Source organism: Thermosynechococcus vestitus BP-1, from assembly GCF_000011345.1.
Lineage (GTDB): Bacteria > Cyanobacteriota > Cyanobacteriia > Thermosynechococcales > Thermosynechococcaceae > Thermosynechococcus > Thermosynechococcus vestitus.
This window is the reverse complement of the sequence record NC_004113.1, coordinates 1,325,192-1,341,012: the sequence shown is the minus strand read 5'-3', so window position 1 is coordinate 1,341,012 and position 15,821 is coordinate 1,325,192. Positions and strand designations below refer to the sequence as shown.

Here is a 15,821-nt window from a genome sequence, read left to right as displayed (position 1 = left end):
TTATTCTAAGGCCGAGGACGGGACTGGTGCGATTTGAACGCACGGCCTAGCGCTTAGGAGGCGCTCGCTCTATCCGACTGAGCTACAGCCCCAAAGGGATACCTTCTATCCTAGCGAGTTTCGATCGCCCCTAGGCTGCTGTCGTTACTGTTGCCCCCTGAGCTAAAGCGTCAATTTCCTGAAACAGGCGCTCTAGGGGAGCATTGGGTTCTAAAAACGAGAAGAGATGCTTGTAGTGGAGCTTGCCTTCCTGGTCAATGAGAAACTGGGCCGGCAACGGTGCCCCCAAGGCTTGACCCGTGCGGTATTTGCGAAAGACTTGGCAACTGGGGTCATAGAGCAGGGGCATCTTTAGGGCCATATCCGCCTTGACCTTCTCACTTTGCTGGGCATCGGTACTGGTGACCACGAGAACAGCCACGCCCTTGCCTTGAAAGGTTTCATGGTTTTCATTCAAGGTCTTGAGATAGGGGTAGCACAGCGGGCAGTATTGATGCGCTGTGAAGATACGGGTAAACACCAACAGGAGTGGCTGCTTTTTCCACTCATTTGAAAGGCGAACGCGGTCACTTAGCCCGACACCAGGTAGCGCCACGTCTGGAACCAGCGCCCCCCGCTTCAGTTCATTTTGGGGGGGCAGTGGCCAGGCATTTTGCCAAAACCGCTCATTAAAGAGGCCACTGAAGTTGGTGGAGGTCAGGAACGGTAATTGAACAGCCATAGCTTCCTCGCCGGTGGCTTGACAGGTGCCTAGCGATCGACGGATCCCATAATCACATCGATACTGCCAAGGATAGCAACAATATCGGCCACTTTCATCCCCTTCAGCAATTGGGGCAGCACTTGCAGGTTATTGAAATCCGGTGGACGAATCTTCCAGCGCCAAGGGAAGACGTTGTCATCTCCAATGAGATAAATGCCCAGCTCCCCTTTGCCCGATTCAACCCGCACATAGTGCTCCCCCTTAGGAATTTTGAAGGTGGGAGACAGCTTCTTGCCAATGTACTGATAGTCAAAGCCGTTCCACTCTGATTTGGCACCCTCAAGCATCCGTTTAGCTTCTAGGTTTTCGTAGGGGCCACCGGGCAGGCCATCCAAGGCCTGGCGAATGATCTTCACCGATTCGCGCATTTCCTGAATACGGACAATGTAGCGAGCAAGGCAATCGCCTTCAGTGGCCACAGGGACATCCCAGTCAAAATCGTCATAGCACTCGTAGTGGTCCACCTTGCGCAGATCCCACTTCACACCAGATGCCCGCAGCATCGGCCCCGATAGCCCCCAGTTAATGGCCTCCTCACGGCTAATTTTGCCCACCCCTTGTAGACGACGCACAAAGATGGGGTTGTTGGTGATCAGGCGCTCGTACTCATCAACTTTGGGTAGGAAGTAGTCGCAAAAGTCACGGCATTTCGTTACCCAGCCATAGGTGAGGTCGGCGGCCACTCCCCCGATGCGGAAGTAGTTGTTGTTGATGAAGCGCATCCCTGTGGCGGCTTCAAAGAGATCGTAGATGTACTCCCGCTCGCGAAAGATATAGAAAAAGGGCGTCTGGGCACCCACGTCCGCCAAGAAGGGGCCTAACCACAGGAGGTGATTGGCAATGCGGTTCAACTCCAGCATGATCACGCGGATATAGCTGGCGCGTTTGGGCACAGGAATCCCCGCCAATTTTTCTGGCGCATTAACGGTGACCGCTTCGTTAAACATTCCTGCGGCATAGTCCCAACGACTGACGTAGGGAATGAACATGATGTTAGTGCGGTTTTCGGCAATTTTCTCCATACCGCGATGGAGGTAGCCAATCACCGGCTCGCAGTCAATCACATCTTCGCCATCAAGGGTCACCATTAATCGCAACACCCCGTGCATTGAGGGATGGTGCGGCCCCATGTTGATGACCATGGGTTCAGTGCGAGTCTCTATCTTGGGCATAGATGGCAGTTCCGCTAGAGGGTTGGAGGCTTACTGTTGATATGCTACACAGGTTTTCAGCGCTTGCCAATTCAAATTTGCTTATGGCTTAGATAATGGTGCCGTCGGGAATCACGGCATTTTTGATGATGACAACCACACCGCTGCGAATATAGAATCCCTGATCCTCTCGATTGGATTCTTCAACGTTATCTTTGTTGATGATTTTGACATCGCGGCCAATGCAGGCATTTTTATCCACAATTGCCCGGCGAATGACACTGTTGGCCCCAATGCCGATGGGGATTTTATGTTGCAGCCGTAGCTGGCTGCGCTGAGCTGAGTCTTGGTAGTAGTCTGCCCCCATCAGCAGGGAGTGATCAATGACACAGCCGGATTCCACCCGCGATCGCACGCCCAAGACCGAGCGGTGAACTTGGCATTCCTTGAGGATACAGCCCTCACTAATGATGGACTCCGTGATGGTGGAACTGAGAATCTTACTGGGGGGCAAATAGCGGGGACGGGTATAGATGGGGGCGTTTTCATCGTAGAAGCTAAAGGGCGGCTGCGGCTGTTGGGTGAGGGCAAGGTTGGCTTCGTAGAAGGAGCCAATGGTGCCAATATCTTCCCAATAGCCATTGAAAAGATAGGTTTGGACAAGGTGGGAACGGGCTGCAGCGGGGATGATTTCTTTGCCAAAGTCCGTGGCATCGGCCATCTGCTGCAAAAGGTCAATGAGGACTTGCCGCTTGAAGACATAAATCCCCATCGAGGCAATGTAGGGTTTGCGATGGGCTTCCTCGATGGTTAGGCCATAGCGGGTTGTGTCCACTCGCATATCCCGGAGGGCATCCCCGGTGGGCTTCTCGCGAAAGTCAGTTACTCGCCCCGTACCATCCACCTTAAGGAGGCCAAAACCAGAGGCGGCCTTTTCCTCCACCGGCAGAACGGAAAGGGTAACATCGGCGCCGGTGTCGCGGTGGCGTTGGACAAACAGGCGATAGTCCATGCGGTAGAGGTGATCTCCTGAAAGAATCAGGTATTCATCCACATCCCAGTCCGCCAACAGCCACAGGTATTGACGTACCGCATCAGCCGTGCCCTGAAACCAGTTGGGATTTTCGGGGGTTTGTTGGGCGGCCAAAACTTCGACAAAGCCGCCCGTCAGGCCGGGAAAGGTGTAGGTACGGGCAATGTGACGATTGAGGGAGGCCGAGTTGAATTGGGTAAGGACGTAAATGTTATGGATTTCGGAGTTGATGCAATTGCTCACCGGAATATCAATGAGGCGATATTTTCCAGCAAGGGGAACCGCAGGCTTAGCGCGACGCTTGGTCAAGGGATACAGACGTGTTCCGGCACCGCCCCCAAGGATAATCGCCAGGACTCGTTTCATTGAAAACTCCATCTGAACGGCCACATGAACAGTGTACGCTGTGGTGGCACTTCATCTTTGCCAAGGGGCGCCTTTTGGTAAAGAAGCTACGCAATGGCATGATAATGATACTTGGTCGTTGATCCCAAGCGGGGAGTGGCAGCATGGGATTTGTGGACATCGCGATCGCGGATCTGGCGGCGGACTACGGCGTATCGGTCGAAACAGTCTGTGCGTGGTGCGATCGCTTGGGTATTCGCTATACCAGCCCCCAAACACGCTTGCCCCTTGAAGATGCCAAAGCAATTATTTTGGCCTTGACAACCCCTGCGCCCGTCAACGATCAACCAGACACACCGCAATCGTAAGACCTGCTTATTGGGAGAACTATGTTAAAAAAATGCGTTTGGCTTGCGGTCGCTCTCTGCCTCTGCCTCTGGCAATTCACCATGGGCACAGCACTGGCCGCCGAACTGACCCCTGAAGTCTTGACTGTCCCCCTCAACAGCGAGGGCAAAACGATTACGCTGACGGAAAAACAATACCTAGAGGGTAAGCGCCTCTTCCAGTATGCCTGTGCCTCCTGCCACGTGGGGGGGATCACGAAAACGAACCCCAGCTTGGATTTGCGTACGGAAACCCTTGCCCTAGCCACGCCGCCCCGGGATAACATTGAAGGCTTGGTGGACTACATGAAGAACCCCACCACCTACGATGGTGAGCAAGAAATTGCTGAGGTGCACCCCAGTCTGCGCAGTGCCGACATTTTTCCGAAAATGCGGAACTTGACGGAGAAGGATTTGGTGGCGATCGCCGGCCATATTCTCGTCGAGCCCAAAATCTTGGGTGATAAATGGGGCGGTGGCAAAGTGTATTACTAATGACTCGTAACAAGGATTTTCCCAACACCCATGTACCAACCTCACTTTTGGCAACGGTCTATCGGCTGGCTTTGCGGTGGTCTTTTGATTCTGCTGCTGGGCTGGACGATCGCGCCGGCAACGGCCCTGGCAGCTGCCGGGGTTGATAACTATGTGATCCAATACCTCAAGGTAACGGACACCGTAGAATTGCCCGTCAATGATCGCGGTGAAACCAAAACCTTTACAGCCGTGGACTTAACCCGTGGCAAGCGGCTCTTTGAGGAAAACTGCAAAAACTGCCATGTTGGTGGCAGTACGTTACCGAATCCTTTGGTGTCACTCTCTCTGAAGGATCTCAAGGGGGCAACGCCACCACGGGATACGATCGCCAGCCTTGTGGCTTTCCAGCGATCGCCGAAGTCCTACGATGGCAGCGAAGAGAGTTATTCCTGCCGCCGCGTGAGTGAGGACTGGTTGACGACGGAACAGCTTGAGACCTTAGCTGCCTTTATTTTGCGAGCGGCAGCCGTAGCCCCCGGTTGGGGCGTAGAAAGCTTTCCGGACAGTGCCCCCTAGGTTGGGAACTTTGCTACACTGACCTTTGGTGAATCTTGCACCCCTTAATTTTTCGGACTTGATCCATATCCTGACGCGTTCCATGAAAGGAGAACTCCGTTGAAAAAGCGATTCATTAGTGTTTGCGCGATCGCGATCGCGCTATTGGTCAGCCTCACCCCTGCGGCCTTAGCAGCAGATCTCGCCAACGGCGCCAAAGTCTTTAGCGGTAACTGCGCAGCCTGTCACATGGGGGGTGGCAATGTGGTAATGGCCAACAAAACCCTGAAAAAAGAAGCCCTTGAGCAATTTGGCATGTACTCTGAGGATGCCATTATCTACCAAGTGCAGCACGGCAAAAATGCGATGCCCGCTTTTGCTGGTCGTCTCACCGATGAACAGATTCAAGACGTGGCAGCCTATGTGCTCGATCAAGCAGCCAAGGGTTGGGCAGGCTAAGATTGCTAGAGTCTGAAAATAACGTAACGCTTGATGAAGGGTGTAGGCGGCGGTTCTACATCCTTTTTTTGTCCTGTCACTGCTCTATCAGTCCTGCACCGGTAGAGGTTAGCTTCTGTATCCCCTAGGGAAACAGTGCAATTCCTATAATGATGAAAGACTTGATCCTAGGAAAAGGCGGTACACTTGGGCTATGCCTGCTGCTCCATTACCAGCCAATGAACCGGAACGGCAACGTGCCCTTGAGCAGTATCAAGTCTTAGATACGCCTCCGGAACCGATCTTTGACGAGATTACCAATCTAGCGGCAGCGATTTGCGAAACTCCCATTGCCCTCATTAGTCTGGTTGACCGCCAGCGGCAGTGGTTTAAGTCCAAGGTGGGCATCGATGCCTGTGAAACCCCAAGGAATGTGGCTTTCTGTGCCCATGTCATTCTGCAAGATCAGCTCGTGATTGTGCCGGATGCTCGCCTTGATCCGCGCTTTGCCGATAATCCCTTTGTTACAGGCCCGCCCTACATCCGTTTCTATGCCGGGATGCCCTTGGTGACGCCGCAGGGGTATGGGATTGGTACCCTCTGTGTAGTGGACTACCAGCCGCGGCAGCTCAACCCTGTTCAGCAGCAAACCCTACGCACCCTTGCGCGCCAAGTGATTAATGAACTGGAAATCCGCCATCACTTAGAGGTCACCCAGCAACAACTGGCCTACATCCAGCAGATGAGCAGCCTCCAAGAGGCGGTTTTCAATAGTAGTAATCACGCCATTATTGCCACTCGTACCGATGGCATCATCACCTTAATGAATCGAGCCGCCCAGCAGTGGCTGGGATATCCCGCCTCAGAACTGGTGGGGAAAGCCACTCCCGAACGCTTCCATGATCCTCAAGAGATGGAACGCTATGCTCAGATTCTCAGTGCGCAACTGGGAGAACCGATTCCTGCGGGGTTTGAGACTCTTGTGGCCCGGGCACGGCGTGGCTTGGCGGATGAGCAGGAGTGGACGTTTGTACGGCGCGATGGTTCTTGCTTCCCTGTGTCCCTATCAGTCACCCCGATGCATGATCGCCAAGGGCAACTGATTGGCTTTTTGGAGTCAGCCGTTGATATTACTGATAAGAAACAAATTGAGGCGGCGCTGCGACTGCGGGAGCGAGCCATTATTGCTAGCACCAACGGCATTGTGATTACTGACTACCGCCAACCCGATAATCCAGTTATCTATGTGAACCCCGCCTTTGAGCGGATGACGGGGTACCGGGCAACGGAGGTCATTGGCAAAAATTGCCGCTTTTTGCAGGGGAGCGATCGCCATCAACCGGGAGCTACAGCAATTCGTAATGCCATTAAAAAAGGTCAATCCTGTCGTGTGGTTTTGCGGAACTATCGCAAAAACGGCCAGCTCTTCTGGAATGAACTTGCCATCTCACCAATTTACAACGAGTTTGGTGAAATTACCCACTACATTGGCATTCAAAGTGATGTTACTGAACGGCAGCGGGCACAACTGTTTTTACAGCAGCAGGTGAAGCGCACGCTCCTTCTCAATCGCATTACGGAGGAAATTCGGCAGCAAATCGAGCGGGAACACATCTGCCGTACAGCAGTTCAGCAGGTAGGAGTAACCCTCAATGTCAGTCGTTGCCTTTTGTTTGTCTATCAGGAGAATGCCCCTACGCCGATGGAACTGGTGGCAGAGTACTGTGGGCCGGGGGTGCCCTCCGTCAATGAGTGCGACCTTGATTTGACCCAGATGCGTGCCCCGTTTCTGGCCTCGGTGTTTGCCTCTGATGAGGTATTTAGCTGCGACGATGTGCAAAATGACGATCGCCTCGCCCCCCTGCATGCCTACTGCGAGGCCCTGAGGGTGAAATCGGCGCTGATTGTGCGCACTGCCTATCGCAATCAAGCCAATGGTTTACTCATTTTGCACCAGTGCGATCGCCAGCGGCGGTGGACAGATGCGATTCAAAGTTTACTCAAGAGTGTGGCGGCACAAGTGGGAATTGGCCTTGCCCAAGTACAACTTCTGGAACAGGAAACCCGCCAACGTCAGCAACTCCAACAGCAAATGCAGCGGGCATTGCTCCTGAATCAAATTACGGAACAGATTCGCCAAAGCCTCGATACGGAAACGGTCTTTGCAACGACTGTCACCCAAATTGGTCAGGCCTTTGGTGTGAATCGCTGCTTGATTCATCGCTATGACCCTGGGCCGCCCCCCCACATTCCAGATGTGGCCGAATACCTGCAACCGGGCTACGCTTCCATGAGAGGCATCAGTATACCGGTGGAGAATAATCCCCATGCCTTGGCTGTTCTGAGTGGCGATACTGCCGTTGTTTCCAATGATGTGACTCAGGATCCCCTTTTGGCCAATGCCATGCACCTGTGCCATCAGTTCCAGATTCAGTCCATGCTGGCCATTCGTACCTCCTATAAGGGGGTGCCCAACGGCATTATTGGTTTGCATCAGTGCGATCGCCAGCGGCAGTGGACCCCTGAAGAAATTGAGCTTCTGGAAGCCGTGGCGGCACAAGTGGGGATTGCGATCGCCCAGGCGGAACTCCTGCGCCACGAACAGCAGCAGCGACAATTACTCGCTCAGCAAAATCAAGAACTTGAACAAGCTCGCCTGCAAGCAGAACTGGCGAACCGTGCCAAGAGTGAATTTTTGGCCACCATGAGCCATGAAATCCGCACCCCCATGAATGCTGTTTTGGGTTTTACCAATTTGCTCTTGGATACCCCCCTCAATGAACAGCAACGGGACTTTTTACAAACCCTGCACCAGGCGGGTGAGGCATTGTTAACAATTATTAACGACATTCTTGACTTTTCGAAAATTGAATCGGGCAAGTTGGTACTAGAGCAGCAGCCCTTTGATGTGCGCGAGTGCGTGGAGGATGTCCTGAGCCTATTGGCGAGTAAAGCCCAGGAGAAGGAGCTAGAGTTACTTTACACCTGTACCCCGGAAACCCCGGCCCAAATCAAAGGGGACGTGACACGGCTGCGGCAGATTCTCGTGAACCTAGTGGGCAATGGCATTAAGTTTACCCATGAAGGACAAGTCGCTGTTCACGTAGGTGTGCTCAAGCGGGAGGGCAAGGATTTTCTCCAATTTCAAGTTCAGGATACAGGCATTGGTATTCCCCGCGATCGCCTCGATCGGCTCTTCAAGCCCTTTAGCCAAGTGGATGCCTCGACGACACGCGAGTATGGGGGTACAGGCCTAGGGCTAGTCATTAGCAAACGCCTCTGTGAGCTGATGGGCGGCGATATGTCGGTTGAGAGTACCGAAGGCCAAGGCACGACGTTCACATTTACGATCCTCGCTGAGGGACAAAAACCCTATGTGCCGCCAAAGGTTCATCCGGCGTTGGAAGGCAAGCGTGTCTTAGTCATCGATGACAATGCCGCCAGCCGTGAGAATCTCTGTACACTGCTGCACAACTGGGGGATGGTGCCTATTGGGTATAGCGATCCCCGACTGGTTTTAGAGGCTGCTCCCCCATGGGATTTGGCGGTGATTGATTTGAATATGCCCCAGATGACCGGGCTGCAGTTGGCAGAGCGGTTGCAATCAGAGCCCAACTTTAACCAACAGCCAATGATCCTGCTGACCCCCCTGAGTTGGCTGGAAACCGCTAGCCGCAAGGAACTGATCACGGCTCACGTGCCCAAACCCATTCGCCCCTTGACCCTACGGCAAACCCTGATTCGGACCCTCAGCAGTGAATCCGCAACTCAGCCCGCCCTGACAAAAACAGGGATTGATCTCAACTTGGGAAACCGTTTCCCGCTGCGCATTCTTCTTGCCGAGGATAATGCCGTTAACCAGAAGGTGGCACTGCATATTCTCAAGCGGATGGGCTACCGTGCCGATGTGGCAGCCAATGGCCTCGAAGTGCTTGAAGCCCTGCAACAGCGCCCCTACGATGTGATCCTCATGGATGTGCAAATGCCGAAGATGGATGGCCTTGAGACGACCGAACGCATCTGTGCCCAATGGCCTCCCAGTCAACGCCCTTGGATTATCGCCATGACGGCAAATGCCCTAGCGGGCGATCGCGAGCGCTGCTTTGCCGCCGGTATGGATGACTACATCAGCAAACCCATTAAAATTGAAGCCCTTGCCGCTGCCCTCAACCGCTGTCGCTGTCTCAATCCTAAGAGCACCTATCCGCAACTGTGTGATCAGATCAACATTGATAGCGACCAGGGTCATCAGAGTGCTACCGAGTCAATGACCTAGAGATATTTGGCTAGGAGCAAGTGGAGTTTCTCCTTGGTAGCTGCGGGTACTTGGTCAAGGGGAGTGAGGATAGCATTCTTCAAGGCACGATGGGCCTTAGAGACCGGTGGATGGGCATGGACACGTTTGACGGTTTCACAGATAATCGCTTGGGCATTTTTGACGTTACGCTGCAAGTTACCCATAATCATCTCCACCGTTACTGAGTCATGCTCTGGGTGCCAGCAGTCGTAGTCGGTAACGAGGGCTAGGGTTGCATAGGCAATCTCCGCTTCACGAGCCAACTTCGCTTCCGGGAGATTGGTCATACCAATAACCGTTCCCCCCCAAGAGCGATACAGATTGGACTCCGCCAGGGTTGAGAAGGCAGGGCCTTCCATACATACGTAGGTACCTTGGCGGTGAAGGGTGACATCCGGCAGGTTCAGGTCAGCAATGGCATCCGCCAGAACCCCAGCGAGGGCAGGGCAAACGGGGTCAGCAAAGCCAATGTGGGCCACAATACCGTCCCCAAAGAAGGTAGAAATGCGGTTGCGCGTGCGGTCAATGAACTGATCGGGAACCACGATATCGAGGGGCTTGACGGCTTCCTGCAGCGAACCCACTGCCGAGGCAGAGAGGAGGTACTCGACGCCAAGGGATTTGAAGCCATAGATGTTGGCACGAAAGGGAATCTCCGTCGGCAGTAGATGGTGGTGGCGGCCATGGCGTGCCAAAAAGACAACGGGAACCCCGCCAATCTTGCCGCAAATAAAGGCATCGGAAGGATCACCAAAGGGCGTCGTCAGGCGCACCTCTTCAACATCGGTAAGAGCCTCCATCTTGTAGAGACCACTACCGCCAATAATGCCAATTTTTGCAGTCATGGAGATTCCTAAAACACCAATCGGCAATAGCTTAGCATTAGTTAGCCGGCTTTAGATGCCGCTGAGGGGGTTGAACTGGTAATTGGCGCCCTTAGGGCCATTGGGCCCCGGTGCCGCTTGGACGAGAGGAACCCGATTAAAGGTACCACTGGCGGTTTGCCCCTGAATTTGCACTCCTTGGCGCAGGAGCTGTTGGGTGCTGGCGCGATCGCCCCCTTTGGCCATGGCTTGGGCTAGGGCGTGGGTGGCATCGTAGGCCGTAGTGGTGCGCCAGCTAATCTGACCCCGCCACGCTTGTGCCGCCTGCTGAGCAAAGGGATCATTGGGGTTGGTACTCCAAGGCACCGCCAAAATCATGCCATTGATGGCACTATCTCCCTTGATCAAGAGATCGGGGCCGTAGAGTTGATCACTACCGAAAAATTGCAGCGGTGGGGTCTGGGTTTGATTGGCGATCGCCAGGGCAACGGCCTCGTTGACTCGAGCGCGACTGAAAGCCAAAACCACCGCATTGGCTGCCGCTTGCCGGGCCGCGGTCATCGCCGTGTTGGCATTGAAACCGGTGGCCACATCCATCGGTTGCACCACCTGAGCCCCAAGCTGCGGTAGGAGGGCTGTCAACTTGTTTTTCAGTTCATTGCTATAGGGACTGTCGCTGTTGTAAAAAAGAGCCACCTTAGCATTGGGTACTTTTTTCGCTATCGCCTCCGCTAGAGTCTGAGCGGCATTGTCAAGGTAGGTGTTGAGGAGTTGTTTCCCTTTTTCATTGAGGGGTAGCGTCTGTACCTGCACCCTACCGTTGCCTTGGGGGATGACATTGGTGGTCAGGGGAGAAAGAGCGGCAATCCCTGCTTGTTCGTAAACCTGTAGGGCTGCACGACTGTTGGCGTCGGTACCATGACCCAGTACCCCTTGGATTGAGCTGTTGATTAGATCCTCGGCTAAGCTGGTCACACCGTTGGGGCTGTTTTCATTGACAATGACGACTTCGAGGAGACGATGAGGTGCACTGGCATTAAACTGTTCTTGGTATTGAGCGACACCCCGCAGCACTTCCTTGGCGGTATCGGGACTGGTGCCAATGGGAACAACAGCAGCCATGGTCATCGGGTTGCCCGCTTGGCGAGCACGGGCATTGTTGAGATAAATGCGTGACTCTGGATCATTGGGATCAAGGGCAACCAGTTCTTGATACTTGGCGATCGCCTGTGCCCAGTCTCCCTGATCAAAGGCAAGGGCGGCCTCCTGCTTGAGGGCCACTCGCTGGGGATTGGGTTCGCTGATGAGAATGCGTTCCCCTTGGCTGATGTAGGCGGCGTTTCGGGGAGTGGTTTTGCTCACCAGTTGGCTGCCACGGGTGGATCCGCCCGGCAGCGATGGCGGGTTATTCTCACGGTTGGTCAATAACAGGCGATAGCTCAGGAAGCCAAGGCCGCCCATCAGGAGTAAAGCCACCCCAAGGGCCACAGCAACGAGGGTCAGGCGCGATTTTTTGCTGCCGTTGGCACTGCCACTGCTTGCTGGCTCCATGGCCTCACGGGGGAGGCCACACACCGCACAGTCAGGACCAAAATTTTCATAGGGGGGATGGGCACCGCTGGCATTGGGGTAGGTCTTGCCGTTTTTAGGCACACCGTCGCAGATCCAAGAACTGGGAGATGGTGCCATGGTGCCCCCCTTCAAGGGAATTTGAGTCCGTGTCCTGTTTTAGGCACGGGCAAGAACCGGGTTTTCCTCTTCTGCGTCTTCAGTTTCAGTCTCTTCTTCGAGAACAATCGTCATGAAGCGCAGAATATTTTCATTGAGGCGCATGGCGCGTTCAAGGGGGGCGATCGCCGTCCCCGGAGCGGTATAGGTCATCAGAATGTAGTACCCCTCCCGCAGCTTCTTGATGGGATAGGCAAATCGACGCTTACCGCGATTTTGTACCTTGAGCTTTGTGGCGCCCTGTTCTTCTAAAAAAGTGCGAAATTGGCTAATGGTTTGTTCCAGTTGCTCTTCGCCCACATCAGGACGAATAATATAAAGCGTTTCGTAGTTACGTGTGATCATTTAGGTCAACTCCCCTTGGGCAAATGGCCTTTTGACGGATGCAAAAAGCAAGGCTTTATAATTCTAGCACCACAGTTTGCCATTCTTGGCAAGGGGAAAAGGGGACTCATTCACTATGGTGGAACGGTTTGTGCGGGTGCAGACCACGGGGGGACAAATTCATTACGGCACACTGCAACTCAATCGGGAAGTGATTATTTGGGATGCAGCACCCTGGCTCCACGGCCAACCCACTCACCAAGTCCTCAGTCCCGATAGCTACCAACTGCTGGCTCCCTGCTCCCCCTCGAAAATTGTTGCTGTGGGGCGCAACTATGTCAAACACGCTGCGGAAATGGGCGATAGTGTCCCCCCTGAGCCATTGATTTTTCTGAAACCACCGACAACGGTTCAAGCCCCCGGCGGTCCCATTTGGTATCCGCCCCAAGTGCAGCGCGTCGACTATGAGGGGGAATTGGCGGTGATCATGGGTCGCCGTACCCGTGCTTGCCCTGAAAATGAAGCCCTTGAGCATATTTGGGGCTACACGATCGCCAACGATGTCACTGCTCGGGATCTCCAACAGCGGGAGCAGCAATGGACACGGGCTAAGGGGTTTGACACATTTTGCCCCCTAGGTCCTTGGATTGTGCGAGAGGTTCCCAGTGATGCGCGGTTGCAAACTTTTATCAATGAGGCGGCGTCACCGGTCCAATCAGCAACGATTGATCAAATGGTTTTCTCACCCGCAAAGTTGGTGAGTTTCATTAGTTATGTGATGACGCTGCTGCCGGGGGATGTGGTATTGACGGGAACACCCGCAGGAATTGGTCCCTTACAAGTGGGCGATCGCGTGCGCGTCGAGATAGAAGGCATTGGCAGCCTGCTTTCAGTCGTCACAACACCTGAAACCCCCTGGACACCCTCCTTGGGTCGTGCCTACTAGGAATAACTTGCTCAACGCCACGACGTTCAATGCAAAAGATGCAAGCGACTAGAAAACCGGTTAGACAGGGTGGCAGTTCTTCAGAGCTTTCCCTATCTCTGTAATGGTGAGGAAGGGCGGGCGAGCCCTGGCCCCTCCCTTAGCAACGGATTGGATGAAGATTTTTGCGGCTTTTGACATTTTACGTAACAAATGTGGTGATCCAAGAAACTCCCCTGAAATACTTGAAATACTAAATACTAGAGGAAGAGTCCTAAATACTGGGGGCAAGTTTGTTGTGGCGTATCCTTTGCACGTAGCCTTCATTTGGCACCAGCACCAACCCCTCTACAAAAGTTGTCGCACTGGTCAATACCTGCTCCCTTGGGTACGGCTCCACGGCACTAAGGATTACTTAGACCTGATCCTCGTCCTCGCCAAATATCCGCGCCTCAAGCAAACCGTCAATCTTGTTCCCTCACTGTTGCTGCAAATTCAGGACTATGTCAACGGTACAGCTCTAGATCCCTACCTGACAGCTACACTAACCCCAGTCGAGCAACTCACGGATCAACAGCGCTGGTTTATCATTGAGCATTTCTTTGATGCCCACCACCGCACCATGATTGATCCCCACCCCCGCTATCGTGAACTCTACGAGCAACGGCAAACTCGCGGGAAAACATGGTGTTGGCAAAATTGGCAGCCCCAGGATTATGGGGATTTGTTGGCCTGGCACAATTTAGCATGGTTTGATCCTCTGTATTGGCAGGAGCCAGAGATTGCCCAATGGTTGAGCCAAGGGCGGGATTTTAGCCTGAGCGATCGCCAGCGAATTATTGCCAAACAGCGGGAAATTCTGGGCCAAATTATCCCCCAGCATCGCGCCCTTCAACAGAGGGGTCAAATTGAAGTCACCACCACCCCCTACACCCACCCGATTTTGCCCCTCTTGGTGGATACCGATGCCGCAAAAGTGGCGGTTCCTAATATTGCCTTGCCCCAACAGCGGTTCCAATATCCCGAAGATGTTCCTCGACATTTGCGGCGGGCCCGAATTCTTTATGAACAATTCTTTGGGCGATCGCCCCGCGGACTGTGGCCGTCAGAGCAATCCGTGAGTCCAGCGATTCTTGAACCAATCGTCGAGCAAGGATTTGAGTGGATTTGCTCCGATGAAGCGATCTTGGGCTGGACAACAGGGACCTATTTTCACCGCAATGAAGCAGGTGTTGTCCAACAGGCCGATGTTCTTTACCAACCCTACCGCCTGACCACAGCCAAAGGGGACCTCAACATTGTCTTTCGTGATCACCGCCTCTCGGATTTGATTGGCTTTACCTACAGTGCCATGGCTCCTGAGGCAGCGGCAGCGGATCTACTCAAACAGCTTGAGGGCATTCGCCAGCAACTCATTGCCTATGAAGACAGCGGCCAGACCAGTTTACAACAGCCATGGCTGGTGACCATTGCCCTCGATGGGGAAAACTGCTGGGAATATTATCCCCGTGATGGCCTGCCCTTCTTAGAAAGGCTCTATCAAGGGCTGAGTGAGAGTGAGCACTTTGCCTGTGTTTCTGTGGCGGAGTATCTGCAACACTATCCCCCGCGGGCAGTGATTGCGGGTGCTGCTCTCCACAGTGGCTCTTGGATTGATGGCAATTTCTGCACCTGGATTGGCGATCCGGTAAAAAACAAAGCCTGGGACTATTTAAGGGCTGCCCGCCAAACCCTTGAACGCCACCCCGAAGCGACAGAAACAAACAATCCAGCGGCATGGCAAGCCCTTTTGGCGGCTGAAGGCTCTGACTGGTTCTGGTGGTTTGGTGAAGGCCACTCCTCGAACCACGATGCCATGTTTGATCAGCTTTTCCGTGAGCATTTGATGGCGCTCTATACAGCCTTGGGGGAGCCCATTCCTGAGGTTCTCAAGGAGCCCTTAGAAGTTCACGAAGCCAAGGATACCTACCCGCCCCAAGGCTTTATTCACCCTGAGATTGATGGGGGCGGTGATGAGCAGGACTGGAATTTTGCCGGCCGGATTCAAATTGGTGGCAGCCGAGGGACGATGCACCGCCAAACCCTGATCAATCGCCTCTGGTATGGGGTGGATCACCTAAACATCTATCTACGGCTTGATGCCCCTAGCCAGAAACAGCCCTTTGGCCATGAGATCAGTACCATCCATTTTTGCTGGTACTACCCCAACAGGGTGACGTACAATAGCCCCCTCTCTGATCTGCGAGATTACCCCGATGAAGCGCCCCTGAACTACCTGTACCACCATCAACTGGTCATTGACTTTGAAAACCAACAGATGACCTTCAAGGAGGCGATCGCCAACTATCAGTGGCAAGAGCGCCCCACCCATGCCCGCTATGCCTTGGGCATCTGCCTAGAAGTGGCGATTCCTTGGGCGGATCTGCACCTGCATCCCGACTCGGGTCTTCATCTATTGATTGTGTTAGCCCAGGATGGCTATTACTTGGATCATCTACCCCCAGAGCAACTGCTCTTTTTGACCACACCTTAGACCTTAAGGGGCAACCTTTGCTCCCCAGCAACCGGAGAGTGC

General features: G+C 53.8%; 13 protein-coding genes and 1 tRNA gene. 7 read left to right on the top strand and 7 right to left on the bottom strand.

The features are described from left to right. Nucleotides 1-18: 18 nt before the first annotated feature. The 4 genes from TLL_RS06535 to TLL_RS06520 all read right to left on the bottom strand — a co-directional run bounded on the left by TLL_RS06535 (nucleotide 19) and on the right by TLL_RS06520 (nucleotide 3,313). Nucleotides 19-92 (bottom strand) — tRNA-Arg (locus tag TLL_RS06535). Between the two features lie 38 nt (nucleotides 93-130). Then, nucleotides 131-721 carry a peroxiredoxin-like family protein gene (locus tag TLL_RS06530; protein WP_011057129.1) on the bottom strand — a complete coding sequence of 197 codons (591 nt, stop codon included), beginning with the start codon at nucleotides 719-721 and terminating at the stop codon, nucleotides 131-133. Between the two features lie 29 nt (nucleotides 722-750). Then, a complete protein-coding gene (locus TLL_RS06525; protein ID WP_011057128.1) occupies nucleotides 751-1,935 on the bottom strand; it encodes an NAD(P)H-quinone oxidoreductase subunit H in 1,185 nt (394 codons plus the stop codon). An 88-nt stretch (nucleotides 1,936-2,023) separates the two neighbouring features. Continuing rightward, nucleotides 2,024-3,313, bottom strand: a complete 1,290-nt coding sequence (locus TLL_RS06520; RefSeq protein ID WP_164920845.1) for a glucose-1-phosphate adenylyltransferase — start codon at nucleotides 3,311-3,313, stop codon at nucleotides 2,024-2,026. Between the two features lie 143 nt (nucleotides 3,314-3,456). On the opposite strand from TLL_RS06520, the gene TLL_RS06515 reads away from it, so the two are divergent. From TLL_RS06515 to TLL_RS12745, 5 genes are all read left to right on the top strand, one after another. Beyond that, nucleotides 3,457-3,660, top strand: coding sequence for a hypothetical protein (locus TLL_RS06515; protein WP_011057126.1), 204 nt, complete (start codon nucleotides 3,457-3,459; stop codon nucleotides 3,658-3,660). 21 nt (nucleotides 3,661-3,681) lie between these two features. Then, complete coding sequence (psbV, locus tag TLL_RS06510) at nucleotides 3,682-4,173, top strand: photosystem II cytochrome c-550 (RefSeq protein WP_011057125.1); 492 nt, start codon at nucleotides 3,682-3,684, stop codon at nucleotides 4,171-4,173. Nucleotides 4,174-4,203: 30 nt separating this feature from the next. Further along, nucleotides 4,204-4,731: a photosystem II cytochrome PsbV2 gene (psbV2, locus tag TLL_RS06505; protein ID WP_011057124.1), complete on the top strand. Its 528-nt coding sequence runs from the start codon at nucleotides 4,204-4,206 to the stop codon at nucleotides 4,729-4,731. A gap of 99 nt (nucleotides 4,732-4,830) precedes the next feature. Continuing rightward, nucleotides 4,831-5,169, top strand: a complete 339-nt coding sequence (gene petJ, locus TLL_RS06500; RefSeq protein WP_011057123.1) for a cytochrome c6 PetJ — start codon at nucleotides 4,831-4,833, stop codon at nucleotides 5,167-5,169. 193 nt (nucleotides 5,170-5,362) lie between these two features. Then, nucleotides 5,363-9,424 (top strand): GAF domain-containing protein, encoded by a 4,062-nt coding sequence (locus TLL_RS12745; RefSeq protein ID WP_011057122.1) that lies wholly within the window; start codon nucleotides 5,363-5,365, stop codon nucleotides 9,422-9,424. Here the strand turns inward: TLL_RS12745 and TLL_RS06470 are convergent. The 3 genes from TLL_RS06470 to rpsF are packed head-to-tail and all read right to left on the bottom strand — an operon-like array spanning nucleotide 9,421 to nucleotide 12,342. After that, nucleotides 9,421-10,290: an S-methyl-5'-thioadenosine phosphorylase gene (locus TLL_RS06470; protein ID WP_011057121.1), complete on the bottom strand. Its 870-nt coding sequence runs from the start codon at nucleotides 10,288-10,290 to the stop codon at nucleotides 9,421-9,423. The two genes, TLL_RS12745 and TLL_RS06470, sit on opposite strands and share 4 nt — an antisense overlap. A gap of 51 nt (nucleotides 10,291-10,341) precedes the next feature. After that, complete coding sequence (locus TLL_RS06465) at nucleotides 10,342-11,958, bottom strand: ABC transporter substrate-binding protein (RefSeq protein WP_011057120.1); 1,617 nt, start codon at nucleotides 11,956-11,958, stop codon at nucleotides 10,342-10,344. 39 nt (nucleotides 11,959-11,997) lie between these two features. Continuing rightward, on the bottom strand, nucleotides 11,998-12,342 hold the full coding sequence (gene rpsF, locus TLL_RS06460) for a 30S ribosomal protein S6 (protein ID WP_011057119.1): 345 nt from the start codon (nucleotides 12,340-12,342) through the stop codon (nucleotides 11,998-12,000). A gap of 115 nt (nucleotides 12,343-12,457) precedes the next feature. On the opposite strand from rpsF, the gene TLL_RS06455 reads away from it, so the two are divergent. Next, a complete protein-coding gene (locus tag TLL_RS06455; RefSeq protein WP_011057118.1) occupies nucleotides 12,458-13,267 on the top strand; it encodes a fumarylacetoacetate hydrolase family protein in 810 nt (269 codons plus the stop codon). Nucleotides 13,268-13,544: 277 nt separating this feature from the next. Further along, the gene (locus TLL_RS06450; protein ID WP_164920844.1) at nucleotides 13,545-15,779 is read left to right on the top strand and encodes a glycoside hydrolase; all 2,235 of its coding nucleotides are present in this window, start codon (nucleotides 13,545-13,547) and stop codon (nucleotides 15,777-15,779) included. Nucleotides 15,780-15,821: the final 42 nt, after the last annotated feature.

Excerpts from the sequence above, each read along its gene's own strand:
- TLL_RS06530 (WP_011057129.1), bottom strand. The coding sequence starts at position 721 with ATGGCTGTTCAATTACCGTTCCTGACCTCCACCAACTTCAGTGGCCTC.
- TLL_RS06525 (WP_011057128.1), bottom strand. The coding sequence starts at position 1,935 with ATGCCCAAGATAGAGACTCGCACTGAACCCATGGTCATCAACATGGGG.
- TLL_RS06520 (WP_164920845.1), bottom strand. The coding sequence starts at position 3,313 with ATGAAACGAGTCCTGGCGATTATCCTTGGGGGCGGTGCCGGAACACGT.
- TLL_RS06515 (WP_011057126.1), top strand. The coding sequence starts at position 3,457 with ATGGGATTTGTGGACATCGCGATCGCGGATCTGGCGGCGGACTACGGC.
- psbV (WP_011057125.1), top strand. The coding sequence starts at position 3,682 with ATGTTAAAAAAATGCGTTTGGCTTGCGGTCGCTCTCTGCCTCTGCCTC.
- psbV2 (WP_011057124.1), top strand. The coding sequence starts at position 4,204 with ATGTACCAACCTCACTTTTGGCAACGGTCTATCGGCTGGCTTTGCGGT.
- TLL_RS12745 (WP_011057122.1), top strand. The coding sequence starts at position 5,363 with ATGCCTGCTGCTCCATTACCAGCCAATGAACCGGAACGGCAACGTGCC.
- TLL_RS06470 (WP_011057121.1), bottom strand. The coding sequence starts at position 10,290 with ATGACTGCAAAAATTGGCATTATTGGCGGTAGTGGTCTCTACAAGATG.
- TLL_RS06465 (WP_011057120.1), bottom strand. The coding sequence starts at position 11,958 with ATGGCACCATCTCCCAGTTCTTGGATCTGCGACGGTGTGCCTAAAAAC.
- rpsF (WP_011057119.1), bottom strand. The coding sequence starts at position 12,342 with ATGATCACACGTAACTACGAAACGCTTTATATTATTCGTCCTGATGTG.
- TLL_RS06455 (WP_011057118.1), top strand. The coding sequence starts at position 12,458 with ATGGTGGAACGGTTTGTGCGGGTGCAGACCACGGGGGGACAAATTCAT.